The following is a 15,504-nucleotide window of genomic DNA, read 5'->3' as shown; positions in this document are numbered from 1 at the left end:
GTCGCCGGAGAATGGGCGCTCAGAATGGATTCACCACATAATCACGCAAAGTGAGAGGAGAAGACGATGACGCAGCACATTACCGTTTCATTCGGTGCCGGGCGCGATTACGAAACGATCGTGTCCGATGCCGACAGCGCCGGTCTGGCCAAGGATCAGGCGCGTGCGTGGTTGTCGAACGAGTTCGAAACCCTCGAATGCACGCCGTCGAACCCGATGGGCAAGATCCTGGTGCTCGACATGATCCTGAATGTCGCCAAGTACGGCGGCGAAGACCGTTTCAAGCAGGGCGGCGACTGGGCGAAAAAATTCGCCACCGTCACCGCAGTCGCGCTGGGGCGGCCCACCGTGCGCGTCGACGTGGCGAATTTCGTCGTCGGCTGAGTAACACCCCGGCCCCTGGCCGGGGGCTGTACTGTGGGAGCGGCTTCAGCCGCGAATCGGCGCCATCAAACACTGCACGGCCCATTCGCGGCTGAAGCCGCTCCTACAGCGAAAAACGTACCTTCAGTTCCCGCGGCCGAGCCGGTACACCGCCACGCTGGCAAGGAAGTTCGGCTCGTCCAGAATCAGCGTGCCTTCGTCGAAGGCCAGGCGCTCGCGCACGACGATGCCGTTCATCTCGCACAGTGCGTCGAAGTCCGAGATCGTGAAGAAGCGCACGTTGGGCGTGTTGAACCACTGGTGCGGCAGGCTCTCCGACACCGGCATGCGGCCGTTGAGGATGCTCTGGCGGTGGCGCCAGTAGCCGAAGTTCGGAAAGCTCACCACCGCCTCGCGGCCCACCCGCAGCATTTCGGCGAGAATCCCCTGCGTGTTGTGCATCGCCTGCAGCGACAGGCTCATGATGACGTGGTCGAAGAACCCGTCCTCGAAGCCGGCCAGCCCCTTTTCCATGTCCATCTGGATCACGTTGATGCCGTTGCGGGTGCACGCGAGCAACTTGTCCGGGTCATTCTCGACGCCGTAACCCTGCACCTGGCGCACCTCGACGAGGTGCTTGAGCAGACTGCCGTCGCCGCATCCCAGATCGAGCACCTTTTCGCCCGGCGAAATCCATTCGGTGATGACTTCGTAGTCGTAACGGTAGGACATGGCTAAACCTTGATGCGGTCGAAATAGGCGGTCAGGAGCGCGTGGTATTGCGCGTCGTCGAGCAGGAAGGAATCGTGTCCGGCGTCGCTCTCGATTTCCGCGTAGCTGACATTGCGCCGGTTGTGCAGCAGCGCGTAGACCATCTCGCGGCTCCTCGCGGGCGCGAAGCGCCAGTCGGTGCTGAAGGACACGACGAGGAAGTCCGCGGTCGCGCGCGCGAGCGCCGCCGACAGGTTGCCGCCGTGCGCGAAGGCGGGATCGAAGTAGTCCAGCGCCTTGGTCGCCAGCAGGTAGGTGTTGGCGTCGAAGTAGCCCGCGAACTTGTCGCCCTGGTAGCGCAGGTAGGACTCGATCTCGAATTCGACGTCGTAGCTGTAGATCGCCTTGCCATGGCGCAGGCTGCGGCCGAACTTGTCGCCCATCGCGTCGTCGGACAGATAGGTGATGTGCCCGACCATGCGTGCGAGTTTCAGGCCGCGTGCCGGCACCACGCCGTGGTCGTAGTAGTGGCCGCCGTAAAACTCCGGATCGGTGAGGATCGCCTGGCGCGCGACTTCGTTGAACGCAATGTTCTGCGCCGTGAGCTTGGCGGCCGAGGCGATCACCACCGCGTTGGCGACGCGCTCCGGATGCTGCAGCGTCCACGACAGCGCCTGCATGCCGCCGAGGCTGCCGCCGACCACCGCGGCGAAGCGTTCGATGCCGAGGCGGTCGGCTAGGCGCGCCTGTGCCTCGACCCAGTCCTCGACCGTGACGAAGGGGAATTCCGCGCCCCACGGTTTGCCGGTGGCGGGATTGGTCGAGTTCGGCCCGGTGGTGCCGTAGCAGCCGCCGAGGTTATTCACGCCGATGACGAAGAACTTGCGCGTGTCGAGCGGTTTGCCCGGTCCGACGAGGTTGTCCCACCAGCCGATGCTGTTGGGTGCATCGGCGTGATGGCCGGCGACGTGGTGCGAGCCCGACAGCGCGTGGCACACCAGCACCGCATTGCTGCGCGCGGCGTTGAGTTCGCCGTAGGTTTCATAGACGAGTTCGTATTCGGGCAGCGCGCCCCCGCTGCGCAGCGCCAGCGGCTCGGCGAAGTGCGCCCGCTGGGGGCTGACGACGCCGACGGATTGGGGTTGGATCATGGTCGTATTCTTGTAAACGAAAAAAACCCAGCCGGCTGGGAAACGCGGACTGGGTCGCCCTCGCTTTAGCCGGATTTATTAAGCGCCCGCAAGCTGTGGTTCAAATCGGCGCTAAGGCTCCAAAATTATCGCGCGCGGGAGGAATTGTCAAACGTCGTCTGGTGCGTACACCGGCCGGGTACAAGGCGGAGGGCGTGCGCCGGAATTCGGCCGGCGGGCTTGCCCCGTAGGAGCGGCTTCAGCCGCGAACAGGCCGTTTCGCGGCTGAAGCCGCTCCTATGGGCGCCGGTGTGATCGAGCGTCCGCAGCGCCGTCGCCGCGCCCCGCCGCGAGCCGGACGCCCGCTGCCGTATTGGCACGCATTGCTAGCCCGCCAGCCGCAGCACTGCCTCGCGCACCTTCGATTGCTCGTCCATCTTCAGGATGCGCTGCACGCGCGGTGCCAGTTCGCCAAGGTCGGCGCGCAGCACCTGCTGTTTGATCTCCAGGATGTTGCCCGGATGCATCGAGAAATTGCGCAGTCCCATGCCCAGCAGCAACAGCGTGTAGGCCGGGTCGCCCGCCATCTCGCCGCATACCGACACCGGCAGGCCGAAACGGGCGCCGGCCTGGATCGTGCCGCCGATCAGCTTCAGCACTGCCGGATGCAGCGGGTCGTAGAGATGCACCACGGCCTCGTCCGAGCGGTCGATCGCCAGTGTGTACTGGATCAGGTCATTGGTGCCGATCGACAGGAAGGACAGGCGGCGGATGAACATGCCCAGCGCGAGCGCCGCCGCCGGCACCTCGATCATGCCGCCAACCTCGAGCCGGGGATTGTATTTGATGCGCTCGACGTCGAGTTCGGCCTTGGCCTTTTCGATCAGGCGCAGCGTCTGGTCGATCTCGTGCGCGTGCGCGAGCATCGGGATCATGATCTTGAGCTGCCCGTGCACCGAGGCGCGCAGCAGCGCGCGCAGCTGCGTCAGGAACATCTGGGGTTCCGCAAGCGAATAGCGGATCGCCCGCAGGCCCAATGCCGGGTTCGGCTCGAAGCGCGCGGTCACGCCGTTGAGCGCCTTGTCGGCACCGACGTCGAAGGTACGGATCGTCACCGGCTTGTCCGGCAGCGACTTCAACACCGTGCGGTAGGCTTCGTACTGCTCGTCCTCGTCGGGCAGCGAGTCGCGTCCGATGAACAGGAACTCGGTGCGGTACAGGCCGACGCCGTCCGCATTCACCGCCCTGACCTGGGCGAGATCCTTCGGCCCCTCGATGTTCGCCAGCAGGTTCACGTCCTCGCCGTCGAGGGTGGTTGCGCGCGTATCCTTCAGGCGATTGAGCTTGGAACGCTCCAGTTCCAGTTCGCTGCGGCGCAGGCGGTATTCCTCGACGATGCGCTCGTCGGGATTGACGATGACGACGCCGCGCGTGCCGTCGATGATCAGCAGTTCGTCCTCTTCGACGAGCTGGCGGATGTGATGCAGGCCCACCACCGCCGGGATGCGCAGGCTGCGCGCGACGATCGCGGTGTGGCTGGTGGGGCCGCCGACATCGGTGACGAAGCCGCCGATGTTGTGGTCGCGGAAACCGATCGTGTCCGCCGGCGACAGGTCGTGCGCGACGATGATCGTGCCGAGGCCGTCACGGCGCTTTGGTGGCAGATGGCCGGGATGGCCGAGCAGCACCTTCACCAGACGCTCGACCACCTGCACGACGTCGGCCTTGCGCTCGCGCAGGTAGGGGTCCTCGATCTGGTCGAACTGCTCGACGACGAGTTCCATCTGCTGTACCAGTGCCCACTCCGCATTGCAGCGCCGCGCCGTGATCAGCTCGCGCGCGGCGTCAACCAGCATCGGGTCGCCCAGCATCATCATCTGCAGGTCGACGAAGGCGCCGACCTCGCTGTGACTCTGCCCGGCAGTGGCCGCGGCCTTGAGGCCGACCAGCTCGCCCTGCACCGTCGCCACCGCCTCATTGAGTCGCTCGACTTCCTCCGGAAGGTACCGCACTGCCACGTGGTAATGGCTGACCTCCAGCATCGCGTGCGATACCAGGTGCACGTGGCCGATGGCGATGCCTTGCGAGACCGGCAGACCGTGGATGGTGAACGGCATGTAGTTATTCCCCCTCGCCGAAGCGGTCGGCGATCAGGTCGAGGATGGCCTGCAGGGCCGCGTCCGCGTCTTGTCCCGAGGTTTCGATCGTGATCGTCGCGCCGCGCGCCGCCGCCAGCATCATTACGCCCATGATGCTCTTGGCGTTCACGCGCCGCCCGTTGCGTTCGAGCCAGACGTCTGCCCCGAAGCTGCTGGCGGTCTGGGTCAGTTTTGCCGAGGCTCGCGCATGCAGGCCCAGCTTGTTGATGATTTCGGCTTCGACTCTCGGCATGCCCGGCTCACTTGATGTGCAGCACGCCGTCGCAGCCGCCCGAGACGGCGCGCTGCACGACGGTGTGCATGTCTCTTTCCCGATACGTCAGGACTCGCAGCAGCATCGGCAGGTTCACGCCCGCGATGGCTTCGACGCGACCCGGCGCGATCAGTTTCTTGGCGATGTTCGACGGCGTCGCACCAAAGATGTCGGTGAGCACCACCACGCCCTGACCGCTGTCGGCCAGAGCAAGCATCTGGCGCGCGAGCGGCAGCAGGTCGAGCGGGTCGTCCTGAGCCGACACGCCGAGCTGGACCATCTGCACGGGACGCTTGTTGAGCACATGGCATGTGCACTGTATGAGTGCTTCGCCAAGGCTGCCGTGGGTGATGAGGAAGATGCCGATCATTTCGTCGCCAAGGGGTTCGCGACGATTGTAGCCGAGACATGTACGACTGCAGCAGCGGACCGACCCGCACGGGGGTCTTTCGGTAGCCGTGTGCTGCTCGGCTCATGCCGTCGACGCCGGGACGTGACGCGTGCCGCTCAGAGGTTGTGGCAGGTGGTGCAGAGCAGGCGTTCGCCGCCGGCGCCTCTGACGTAGTCGGCCGTGTGCGTCGGATCGGGCGTCGTCGTGCCGTGTTCGGTGTGGCACGAGGCGCAGTCGATGACCCAGCTGATGGCGTCCGCCGTGCCCTTGGGCGTCGCCTTTGACGAGCGCGTTCGCGTGCCGGTCGTGCCGGTGGTGCTGGTCGTCGAGCTGCTGAATAACTGGATCTCGTCGGGGTCGGCCTGGCCGTTGCCGTTTTGATCGAAGAACAGGATGCCGGACTGCGAGCCACCGGGCTGGTGGTAGTCGGCGCGGGAAGGATAAGAGACGCGCACCGGATGATGTCCGGGTGCGACAAAGTAGCCGGTGAGATCCGGTGCCGCATTGTCCACCGACGTTGCGTAATGGCACGTGCGGCAATCGGAATATTCCGCGCGTGCCGCGGCGATGGCAGAAAAAGCCATGCATGCCGTCAGCGTCAGCCGGAATCCGCGTGTCGTAAACAAAACCAGTCGCCCATGGTGGTTGACCCGGAATCGGGTCAATATCGGGCCGAAATATACAACTGGTATTGTAAATATGCAAATGACGATGGACTCAGGCCTTCGTCATTTGCCCGGGGTCTGCTCGATGATTACGACAGCATTGCGCTGCGCGGTCTGCGCATTCCGGGGTGGCGGCCCCGGAACCGGTCGGACCTCAGCCGAGGCCCTGGCTGGCGAGGTATTCCTCGTAGCTGCCGCGGTAGTCGATGATGCTGCCGTCGAGCTTGATTTCGATGATGCGCGTCGCCAGCGAGGACACGAACTCGCGGTCGTGCGAGATGAACAGCAGCGTGCCGGCGAATTTCTCGAGACCGGTGTTGAGCGATTCGATCGATTCCATGTCGAGGTGGTTGGTCGGCTCGTCCATCAGCAGCACGTTGGGGCGCGACAGCATCAGCTTGCCGAACAGCATGCGGCCCTGTTCGCCGCCGGAGATCACCTTGACCGACTTGCGCACGTCGTCGCCGGAGAACAGCAGGCGGCCCAGGGTGCCGCGGATCAGCGTCTCGAGGTCGCCGCCTTGCGAGTCCACGGTGACGCGTGCGTAGTCGGCGATCCATTCGGTCAGGCTGGTGTCGCTGGCGAAGTCGGCCGAATGGTCCTGCGCGTAATAGCCCGGCTTGGCCTTCTCGGCCCACTTCACGCCGCCTTTCTGCGGTTTCAGGTCGCCCAGCAGCAACTTCATCAGTGTGGTCTTGCCGACGCCGTTCTCGCCGATGATCGCGACTTTCTCGCCCGCCTCGATGGCGATCGAGAACTTGTTGATCAGCGGCTTCTCCATGCCCTCGTAGGCGAAGGACAGGTTCTCGACTTCGCACGCGAGGCGGTGCAGCTTGTCCTTGTCGTCGTAGTCGAAGCGGATCCACGGGTACTGGCGGCTGGAGGGCTTGACGTCTTCGGGCTTGAGCTTGTCGATCAGCTTCAGACGGCTGGTGGCCTGCTTGGCCTTGGACTTGTTGGCCGAGAAGCGGCGCACGAATTCCTGCAGGTCCTGGATCTTTTCCTTGGCGCGCGAGTTGGCGGCGCTCAGGCGCTGGCGTGCGAGCGTCGACGCTTCCATGTAGTCGTCGTAGTTACCGGCGTACACGGTGATGGTGCCGTAGTCCAGGTCGGCCATGTGGGTGCACACCTGGTTCAGGAAGTGGCGGTCGTGCGAGATGATGACCATCGTGCTGTCGCGCTCGTTGAGCACGTCTTCGAGCCAGCGGATGGTGTTGATGTCGAGGTTGTTGGTCGGTTCGTCGAGCAGCAGGATGTCGGGGTTCGCGAACAGCGCCTGGCACAGCAGCACGCGCAGCTTCCAGCCGGGCGCGACGTTCTTCATCGGCCCGTTGTGCAGATCGGTGCCGATGCCCACGCCCAGCAGCAGTTCGCCGGCACGCGATTCGGCGGTGTAGCCGTCATACTCCGCGAACTTGCCTTCGAGTTCGGCCGCGTGCATGTAGTCTTCCTCGGTCGCCTCGGGGTTCGCGTAGATCGCGTCCTTCTCGGCCATGCACGCCCACATCTGCTCGTGGCCCATCATCACCACGTCGAGCACGCGCATGTCCTCGTAGCCGAACTGGTCCTGCTTGAGGTAGGCCATGCGCTCGTGCGGATCTTTCGAGACGTTGCCGGCAGACGATTCGAGCGCGCCGCACAGGATCTTCATGAACGTCGATTTGCCCGCCCCGTTGGCACCGATCAGGCCGTAGCGGTTGCCTTCGCCGAACTTGACGGAGACATTCTCGAACAGGGGCTTGGCCCCGAACTGCATGGTGATGTTGGCGGCGACGAGCACGGCGAGTCCTGTTTTCCAGATAAAACAAAGCCTTGCATTATACGCCAGAAGGTCGGGATTGTCGGGATGCTGTTGCCGGCGGGGTGCGTCCGGGCTGCTTGGGGGCGGCGGTCCGGGTGCTGCGGGGCTCCGCGGAGGGGCGCGGACGGCGGCCCGGCGAATATCGACGGTGTCGCGCCGCGAAACTCATGATCGGCGTAATGCGGAATGAAATCAGTGAAATACGCTATGACTTTTGCCGTATATACGGCGCGAACGGGCGAGGATAGACTGACCACCAGGGAGCCCGTCGGGTGATGTCGGCCGTACCGGGACCCGGCCCTTGTCCGTCTTGGGAGCCGCTCACGCCGGCATTCGTCGTAGTGGGGGGGACGGGCACGCCAGAGAAAAGGGGAAGTACATGAACAGCCAGGATCAGCACCCGGCGGGCAGGCGCGATGCGCCGCTCTATCTGGTCTTGGCATTCGCCTGGCTGTTGTTCACGCTCGCCTCGATCAGCTTTGCGGTTCACGACGCATGGGAGCGCGTCGAGCGCGATTTCGCCGCGCGCGCCGAAAAGGACATCGACACCCTGCGTGATCGTCTGCGCAGCAACGAGACCCTGCTGGACGGTTTTGCCGCTTTCCTCGGTATCGTCGAGTCGCCCAGTCGTGCCCAGCTCGCAGGCTTCGCGAGTCGCACGCTGGCGGGCAATCCGCACATCTACATGCTCGAGGTGGTGCAGAAGGTTCCCGCAAGCGCACGTGCCGAATTCGAACGGACGCTCGCGGCGCAGGCCGGCGCGGGTCGCCGCATCAGCCGTTTCGACTACCAGGCGGGGCGCAGCTGGGCACCGGTTGCCGACAAGGCCGTGTATTACCCGATTTCCTTCATCTGGCCGGAAACGCCCGAATCGCGCCCGGTTCTCGGTCTGGACCTGGATGCCGTGCCGCATCTGCGCGATACGATGCGCCGGGCGGATCTCAGCGGTGCCGCCGTGGCGTCGCAGCCGTTTGCGCTGATCGAAGGGCCGCTGGCCTACGTAATGTTGAAGCAGGCCGACCGCAGCCCGCCCGAAAAAGGGAAACGGGACGTAGCGCCACGGCCGGAGCGCTATGCCTTGCTGGTCGTCAAGGGCGAATCGCTGCAGCCCGCGAGCATTGATCCGTATAGCTCGCATACCCTGCGGGCGCTCGGCGACCGTGGCCCGATCGATCCGCCACTGGTCGATGTGCCGGCGCAGTTTGCGGCAAGCGCGCTGGAGCGGCGGCTGCTGCCCCGGGTCCGGGTCACTACGATGGATTTCGGCACCTCGCAACCGGTCCGCCTGAGCATGAGCCGGCAGTTGCGCTTCGCCGACATCAGCGCCCAATCGCTCGGTCTCGCGATACTCCTGTCCGCCTTGTCGCTGCTGGCACTGGTCCTGTTCGTGCGCAGACACCGCGCGGCGGCGCTTCGCGAACACGAGGCTCACCGGCGCGCGCGCCATCATGCCCTGCATGACGCGCTGACGGGGCTGGCGAACCGGCGCTTGCTGCTCGATCGCGTTGAACTGGCGCTGGCGCACTGGCGGCGGACAGGCGAGGGGTTTGCGCTGTTCTTTGTCGATCTGGACAAGTTCAAGGAGGTCAACGACCAACATGGGCATGATGCCGGCGATGCCGTGCTGCGGGCCGTGGCGCAACGCATGCGCAACAGCGTCCGCGAAACCGACACGGTCGCGCGTATCGCGGGCGACGAATTTGTCGTGCTGATTCCCGGCATTACCGAGCGCGTGACGCTGCAGACCATTGCGGACAAGGTTCTCGCGGTGCTGGCGCAACCGGTCGAGGTCCGCACGGGGCTCACGATCGTCATTACCGGCAGCCTCGGGATCAGTCTGTGCCCGGACGACGGTTGCGAGCCGGACGCGCTGCTCAAGTGCGCCGACGCGGCCATGTACGACTCCAAGCGCGGCGAATCCGGCGCGCCGGGTCCCACCGCTGCGCCGCGCCTGCGCCTGATCCGCAAGGCGGACCGGATGGCCGCAATCCAGCGGAAATTCGCCCGCCACTGATACTTAGTTCCTGTCGCGCTCACTCCTCAGGCTGCAAACTGTCGATATGTTCGTCCCCCAAGCCCCTTCGTCGTTGCGAGTCCGTCTGGCGAGTCTCGTGATTCGTGTCGGTGTCCCCCTGCTGGGGGTGACCTTGCTTATCCTGGGGCTGCTGGGGCTGGTGTCCTTTGCGGTGCTGCCGGCTTTCGAGGCGCTGCGCAGTCGCGACTGGCAGCCGGTGCCGGCGGTGCTGGAAACCGTAGCCGTGCAGCCGCCGCCTTCGCGCCTGCATCCGCCGCTCGATGCGGTCGCGGTCCGCTATCGCTACACGATCGGGGGCATCGACTATGCTTATGATTGTTTCGACCCGCATGCCGGTCTGTATCTGCACAAGGCGAGTTCGGAAGTGCTGGCGGAATTGCGCGCATCGCGCGAGATCGTGGTGTGGGTGAACCCCGCCAATCCGGCCGAGGCCATGGCGCGCCGCGACCTGCGCTGGCCCGTGCTGCTGTTTTCGCTGCCGGCCCTGCTGATGTCGCTGATCGGCGGCCTGCTGGTATTTGCCGGGATGCTGGCGTGGAACAACGTCGATCTCAAGCTGGCCCGGCGGCCCAGCGGCGGTCATTGAAACGCGGCGTTCCTTACAGCAGACGGGCGACGAAGCACGGTGCGTCGGTTCGGGTGCCGGCGGGCAGCGGCAGCCGGACGCGGCGGCCGGCGCCGGGAATGCGGGCGAGGGGCTGGCGCTCGGCGTCTTCGAGGTGTTCCAGCACGGCGATGATGTTGCCGTGGGGCTGGATGAACTCGAGGCGGTCGCCGAGGCCGAAGCCGTTCTTGACCTCGACATCGGCGAGGCCGCTGCTGGCGTCAATGCCGAGCACTTCGCCGACCAGCAGGCTGCGGCCGGACTCGGAGTGGCCACGCAGGTAGTTCTGGTGGTCCGGCGTGTGGTGGCGCTGGTAGAAGCCGTCGGTGTAGCCGCGGTTGGCGAGACCTTCGAGTTCGCCGAGCAGGCGCGTGTCGAAGGGGCGCCCGGCGAGCGCGTCGTCGATGGCGCGGCGGTAGCCCTGGGTGGCGCGCGCGACGTAGTAGGGGCTCTTGGTGCGGCCTTCGATCTTCAGCGAATCGACGCCGATGGCGACGAGGCGTTCGATGTGCTCGACGGCGCGCAGGTCCTTCGAATTGAGGATGTAGGTGCCATGCTCGTCCTCCTCGATGGGCATCAGCTGACCGGGGCGGGTGCCTTCCTCGAGCAGGAACACGCGCTCGCCGGCGGCGTGGCGCGGGCCGCCGCCGAGTGCGATGCCGGGTGCGACATCGGCTGTGGTGTCGCCCGTCGCAGCCGTGGTGCCGCAGCGGTGCAGGTCGCCCGAGCCGTCCTCCTGCGCTTCGTGCGCCTTGTAGTCCCAGCGGCAGGAGTTGGTGCACGTGCCCTGGTTCGGGTCGCGGTGGTTGAAGTAGCCCGACAGCAGGCAGCGGCCGGAGTAGGCGACGCACAGCGCGCCGTGCACGAACACTTCGAGTTCCATGTCCGGGCAGGTCTGGCGGATGTCCTCGATCTCGTCGAGCGAGAGCTCGCGCGACAGGATCACGCGCTTGATGCCGACCGAAGCCCAGAACCGCACGGCGGCATAGTTGGTGGTGTTGGCCTGTACCGACAGGTGGACGTCAACCTCCGGCCAGCGCTCGCGCACCATCATGATCAGGCCGGGGTCGGCCATGATGAGGGCGTCGGGCTTGAGCGCGATGACCGGTTCCATGTCGGCGAGAAAGCTGCGCACCTTGGTGTTGTGCGGCAGGATGTTGCTGACGAGGTAGAAGGCCTTGCCGCCGGCGCGCGCCTCGGCGATACCCTCGGCGAGCGCCTCGAGCTTGCCAAAGCTGTTGTTGCGCACCCGCAGCGAATAGCGGGGCTGGCCGGCATAGACGGCGTCGGCGCCATAGGCGAAGGCGGTGCGCATCATCTGCAGCGAGCCGGCGGGGGCAAGGAGTTCGGGGGCGCGGGGTAAGGTGGGCATGGTCGGCGGAAGCGGGGACGAGGCGTGCAAGGGTAACCGGAAACGACTTCGGCGCCCGAAGGCGCCGAAAGTTCAGTGCGTGATCGTCACCGGGCGGTGGCGTTGCCGCCTCCGCCGGACGACCGGGCTTGTCAGGCCGACTTCTTGGACGCGGTCTTGGTTGCAACGGGAGCGCTGACGGCATCGACCGCTGCCTTGGCCGTCGCAGCGACGTTGGACTCGGTGATCTGCACAACCTTGCGGGTGGCCTTGTTCACGCTGTCGTAGGCCGAGTTGGCGGCGGCGATTGCCGACTGCACCGCGGCGACGGCGACTTCGGAGCCGGCGGGAGCGGACTTCGCAGCCTTTTCGAGGGCCGCGCCGACTGCCTTGGCGGCTTCGGCGAACTGGGTCTCGATCGGCTTCACGGCTTCTTCGACGCTCTGGGCGAGGATCTCGTAGCTGCTGCTGAAGTAGGCCAGCGCCTTTTCGGCGGCGGGGCGGGCCAGCGAGGCCTGCAGCGCGAAGAATTCGTCGGGGGTCTTGACGGCGAGCAGGGCACGCACGGCAGCGCTGCCGTCTTCGAGCGCGGCACGCGTGGTGTTGAGATTCAGCGCGATCAGACGCTCGGTCGATTCGAAGCTGTTGCGGGTAGCGGTTTCGACGGTGGCAAGGAGGGTCTTGCTGGTGGCGGCGAAGCTGTCGGTGTTGGCGATCATTTTGTATTCTCCTGAGGGGGCGGCGGGGGCTCGGTCTGCAGACCCGCTGTTTTCAGCGGGCTTTTGCTGCACTGCACAATTGAGATTCTAGACTGTTATTTGTCGCAGTCAAGTTAATTTTGTTGCAGTGCACCAATCGGCGATGTGATGGCCGCCACGACCGGTGGAATTCGGCGTGCGGGACGGTGGCATTCAGGTCTGGCGGGTGGCGTCGGGCGTGTCCGGGGAATGGACGAAGGCTCCGCTACGGAGGAAGGCTGCGACCTGATCGGTACAGTGCCGCGAGAACAGCATTTCCGTGTGGTTGACCGTTAGCGTGATCGTGTCGCGGGCTTGTGCAACGCGGGTTTCGTCGACCATCACGACGCCGTCGTTGGGCTTGGGCAGGCGCACCAGCGTGCCGGCAAGGCCGAGACCGCGGCAGCCCGCGAGGACGCCGATGTCGATCCCGTCGAGGCCCTGAGGCGGCGGCGTGGCGAGCCAGTCGCGCATCGAGCGGCCGACGATCGCGGAAAACCCGGGTACGCGCATCAGCGTGGCCGCGCTACGCGAGCCGCCGTAGGGCGGCCCCATCAGCACGACGCGGCGCACGCGCGGGTCGGGGTGGCGGGCCAAGGTGCTGAGTACGAGCAGCCCGCCGAGGCTGTGCCCGACGAGGTGGATGGTGTCGGCTTCGAGGCTGGCGAGGAAGCGCGCGAGTCCCTGCGCGTTAGCGGCGAGGCCGTGCCGCACCGACGGGTAGGACCAGGTCTGCGTGGCGAAGCCGTAGCGCCCGAGCCGGCGCCGCATCAGGCCGAACACCAGCCCGTGCATCCACAGGCCGTGCACCAGCACCACCGTTTCGCCGCGTGTGTTCATGCGTGATGACTATACCGGAATCGCGCAGGCGGCACGAACGCCGCGGACGGCTTGTCCAAGGAGCAGGGGCCGGGGTGTGGGTGCCCGGCCGTCAGTGGGACAAGCCGATGAGCGATGAAAAGGACAACATCACTGTCTATTACGACGGCGCCTGCCCGCGCTGCGTGCGCGATCGCGCGCGCTACGAACGCCTGGCGGGAAAGGCCGGCGTGGCGGCGACGAACTGGGTGGATATCACGGGACGCGACGCCGAACTGTGCGAACTCGGCGTCGATCCGCAGGCGGCACTGCGCGAGTTGCATGTCAGCGACGCCGCCGGCAGTCTCCATCGTGAGCTGGATGCCTACATTCTGCTGATGTCGCGCGTGCCGCTGCTGCGCCCGCTGGCGTGGCTGATCGGTTTGCCGGGGGTGCGGCCGCTGGTGTCCTGGTGTTACCGCGGCGGGGTCAGGCGACGCCTGCGGGCGACGCACCGGCTGTAGCGCGTCGTCGACGTGGCGCCCCGCGCGCGGCGGCCAGGGCGAGGCCGCGGGCGCGCGTGCTCAGGGCGGCGTATCGCCGCCGAAGCCGATCGGCGAGGGGGCGAGACTGAGGATGCGCTGATAGAGGGCTTCCGCTTCGTCCTTGGGCTTGATGCCGAACAGCGGGTTGTCGTTCTCGCGGAATGCGGCGGCGATTTCGGCCCATTCGGCGGCGGTCAGCACGCGCTCGGCGATCGGCATGAAGACGTCCTCTTCGGTGCGCAGGTGCTCCCATTCGAGTTCGGCATAGCGGTCGGCGGTGTCGAAGAATTCCTCGCCGGCATGGGCGTCGCCGCCCTGGAAGGCGATCAGCTGCTTCTTCAGGTTCTCGACCATCGGGTAGCCGAGGGCATGTTCGCGCTCGAGCCGGCCGATCAGGCCGTCGGCTTCGCGGGTGCGGCGCTTGACCGCGGCGAACAGGTACTTGTCTTCCTTGGGGTGATGCCAGCGGTCGGGGTAGGACACGATGTAGTCGAGGATCGCGCGCAGCAGGGCGAAGTTGGGCGCGCCGCCCTTGCGCATGTCCTTGACCAGATAGCGCAGCGAATACAGCACGGCGCTGATCGCGAGGTGCTCGTCGCGGATGATCTGGATGGCTTCCGGTTTCAAGTTCGGTCTCCCGTGGTGCGTGTCGTGTCGTGTCGTGTCGTGTGGTGGTCGTGGCAGCGTATCAGACGCGCTCGATGGCGAGCGCGATGCCCTGGCCGACGCCGATGCACATCGTCGCGAGGCCGTAGCGCCCGCCGGTCACTTCGAGCTGGTTCAGCGCGGTGGTGACCAGGCGCGCGCCCGAGGCGCCGAGCGGGTGGCCGATGGCGATGGCGCCGCCGTTGGGGTTCACCTGCGCGCCGTCGTCGGGCAGGCCGAGCTGGCGCAGTACCGCGAGGCCTTGCGCGGCGAAGGCTTCGTTGAGTTCGATGGTATCGAAGTCGCCGACCTGCATGCCGAGGCGCGCAAGCAGCTTGAGCGTGGCCGGTGCCGGGCCGATGCCCATGATACGCGGCGCCACGCCGGCAGCGGCACTGCCGAGGATGCGCGCGCGCGGCGTGAGGCCGTAGCGGCGCACCGCGTCTTCGGACGCGAGCAACAGCGCGCAGGCGCCGTCGTTGACGCCGGAGGCGTTGCCGGCGGTGACGCTGCCGTCGGGGCGCACGACGCCCTTGAGCTTCGCCAGCATCTCCAGCGTGGTGTCGGGACGCGGGTGTTCGTCGGCGCTGAAGACCAGCGCTTCGCCTTTCTTGCGCGGCACTTCCACCGGCACGATCTCGCGCGCGAAGAAGCCGCGCTCGGCGGCCGCCGCCCAGCGCTGCTGGCTGCGCAACGCGAAGGCGTCCTGGTCGGCGCGCGACACGCCGAAATCAGCGGCGACGTTCTCGGCGGTTTCGGGCATCGAGTCGATGCCGTATTGCGCCTTCATCAGCGGATTGACGAAGCGCCAGCCGATGGTGGTGTCCTCGATCTTCGCGCTGCGCGAGAAGGCGCTGTCGGCCTTGGCGAGCACGAAGGGGGCGCGGCTCATCGACTCGACGCCGCCGGCGATCATCAGCTCGGCCTCGCCTGTGGCAATCGCGCGCGCGGCGCTGCCCAGCGCGTCGAGGCTCGATCCGCACAGGCGGTTCACGGTGCTGCCGGGCACTTCGACCGGCAGGCCGGCGAGGAGCGCGGCCATGCGGGCGACGTTGCGGTTGTCTTCGCCGGCCTGGTTGGCGCAGCCGTAGATGACGTCATCTACGGCCTGCCAGTCGACGGCGGCGTTGCGCGCGATCAGGGCCTTGATCGGCAGCGCGGCGAGGTCGTCGGTGCGGAGGCCGGACAGCGTGCCGCCGTAGCGGCCGAAGGGGGTGCGGATCGCGTCGCAGATATAGACGGGCTTGTTCATGCGCTGGTGTTCCCTGTGGTCGACGCGGGCGCGCCGGGACGGACCCGGGGCGCGCCGGCGCGTT

General features: G+C 66.3%; 16 protein-coding genes. 4 read left to right on the top strand and 12 right to left on the bottom strand.

The genetic code is table 11. The features are described 5' to 3' along the window. Positions 1 to 66: 66 nt before the first annotated feature. On the top strand, positions 67 to 384 hold the full coding sequence (locus tag GPA25_RS13600) for a hypothetical protein (protein WP_169260949.1): 318 nt from the start codon (positions 67 to 69) through the stop codon (positions 382 to 384). 123 nt (positions 385 to 507) lie between these two features. On the opposite strand, the gene metW is transcribed toward GPA25_RS13600, so the two are convergent. From metW to GPA25_RS13565, 7 genes are all read right to left on the bottom strand, one after another. Then, positions 508 to 1,095, bottom strand: a complete 588-nt coding sequence (gene metW, locus GPA25_RS13595) for a methionine biosynthesis protein MetW (protein WP_169260948.1) — start codon at positions 1,093 to 1,095, stop codon at positions 508 to 510. Positions 1,096 to 1,097: 2 nt separating this feature from the next. After that, positions 1,098 to 2,225: a homoserine O-succinyltransferase MetX gene (gene metX / locus GPA25_RS13590; RefSeq protein ID WP_169260947.1), complete on the bottom strand. Its 1,128-nt coding sequence runs from the start codon at positions 2,223 to 2,225 to the stop codon at positions 1,098 to 1,100. 365 nt (positions 2,226 to 2,590) lie between these two features. Continuing rightward, positions 2,591 to 4,321: a phosphoenolpyruvate--protein phosphotransferase gene (gene ptsP / locus GPA25_RS13585; RefSeq protein WP_169260946.1), complete on the bottom strand. Its 1,731-nt coding sequence runs from the start codon at positions 4,319 to 4,321 to the stop codon at positions 2,591 to 2,593. A 4-nt stretch (positions 4,322 to 4,325) separates the two neighbouring features. Beyond that, a complete protein-coding gene (locus GPA25_RS13580; RefSeq protein ID WP_169260945.1) occupies positions 4,326 to 4,595 on the bottom strand; it encodes an HPr family phosphocarrier protein in 270 nt (89 codons plus the stop codon). A 7-nt stretch (positions 4,596 to 4,602) separates the two neighbouring features. Further along, complete coding sequence (locus GPA25_RS13575) at positions 4,603 to 4,986, bottom strand: PTS sugar transporter subunit IIA (protein ID WP_169260944.1); 384 nt, start codon at positions 4,984 to 4,986, stop codon at positions 4,603 to 4,605. Between the two features lie 137 nt (positions 4,987 to 5,123). Then, positions 5,124 to 5,591: a hypothetical protein gene (locus tag GPA25_RS13570; RefSeq protein ID WP_169260943.1), complete on the bottom strand. Its 468-nt coding sequence runs from the start codon at positions 5,589 to 5,591 to the stop codon at positions 5,124 to 5,126. 235 nt (positions 5,592 to 5,826) lie between these two features. Next, complete coding sequence (locus tag GPA25_RS13565; RefSeq protein ID WP_169260942.1) at positions 5,827 to 7,452, bottom strand: ABC-F family ATPase; 1,626 nt, start codon at positions 7,450 to 7,452, stop codon at positions 5,827 to 5,829. A gap of 400 nt (positions 7,453 to 7,852) precedes the next feature. Between GPA25_RS13565 and GPA25_RS13560 the strand changes: the two genes are divergently transcribed. Together GPA25_RS13560 and GPA25_RS13555 are read left to right on the top strand one after the other, a co-directional pair. Further along, entirely contained in the window at positions 7,853 to 9,487 is a 1,635-nt protein-coding gene (locus GPA25_RS13560; protein WP_169260941.1) for a sensor domain-containing diguanylate cyclase, read from the top strand. A gap of 46 nt (positions 9,488 to 9,533) precedes the next feature. Next, on the top strand, positions 9,534 to 10,094 hold the full coding sequence (locus tag GPA25_RS13555) for a DUF3592 domain-containing protein (protein WP_169260940.1): 561 nt from the start codon (positions 9,534 to 9,536) through the stop codon (positions 10,092 to 10,094). Between the two features lie 13 nt (positions 10,095 to 10,107). Here the strand turns inward: GPA25_RS13555 and trhP are convergent, their stop codons facing one another. From trhP to GPA25_RS13540, 3 genes are all read right to left on the bottom strand, one after another. After that, positions 10,108 to 11,484, bottom strand: a complete 1,377-nt coding sequence (gene trhP / locus GPA25_RS13550; RefSeq protein ID WP_169260939.1) for a prephenate-dependent tRNA uridine(34) hydroxylase TrhP — start codon at positions 11,482 to 11,484, stop codon at positions 10,108 to 10,110. A 131-nt stretch (positions 11,485 to 11,615) separates the two neighbouring features. After that, complete coding sequence (locus tag GPA25_RS13545; RefSeq protein WP_169260938.1) at positions 11,616 to 12,182, bottom strand: phasin family protein; 567 nt, start codon at positions 12,180 to 12,182, stop codon at positions 11,616 to 11,618. Positions 12,183 to 12,374: 192 nt separating this feature from the next. Then, a complete protein-coding gene (locus tag GPA25_RS13540) occupies positions 12,375 to 13,040 on the bottom strand; it encodes an esterase/lipase family protein (protein ID WP_169260937.1) in 666 nt (221 codons plus the stop codon). A 107-nt stretch (positions 13,041 to 13,147) separates the two neighbouring features. Between GPA25_RS13540 and GPA25_RS13535 the strand changes: the two genes are divergently transcribed. Further along, positions 13,148 to 13,522 carry a thiol-disulfide oxidoreductase DCC family protein gene (locus tag GPA25_RS13535; RefSeq protein WP_169260936.1) on the top strand — a complete coding sequence of 125 codons (375 nt, stop codon included), beginning with the start codon at positions 13,148 to 13,150 and terminating at the stop codon, positions 13,520 to 13,522. 60 nt (positions 13,523 to 13,582) lie between these two features. Here the strand turns inward: GPA25_RS13535 and GPA25_RS13530 are convergent, their stop codons facing one another. Together GPA25_RS13530 and pcaF are read right to left on the bottom strand one after the other, a co-directional pair. Next, entirely contained in the window at positions 13,583 to 14,170 is a 588-nt protein-coding gene (locus GPA25_RS13530) for a hemerythrin domain-containing protein (protein ID WP_169260935.1), read from the bottom strand. A gap of 61 nt (positions 14,171 to 14,231) precedes the next feature. After that, positions 14,232 to 15,440: a 3-oxoadipyl-CoA thiolase gene (gene pcaF, locus GPA25_RS13525; RefSeq protein ID WP_169260934.1), complete on the bottom strand. Its 1,209-nt coding sequence runs from the start codon at positions 15,438 to 15,440 to the stop codon at positions 14,232 to 14,234. Between the last annotated feature and the right edge of the window lie 64 nt (positions 15,441 to 15,504).

Source organism: Aromatoleum diolicum (assembly GCF_012910955.1).
Taxonomy (GTDB): domain Bacteria; phylum Pseudomonadota; class Gammaproteobacteria; order Burkholderiales; family Rhodocyclaceae; genus Aromatoleum; species Aromatoleum diolicum.
This window is presented reverse-complemented; position numbering and strand designations above follow the sequence as displayed.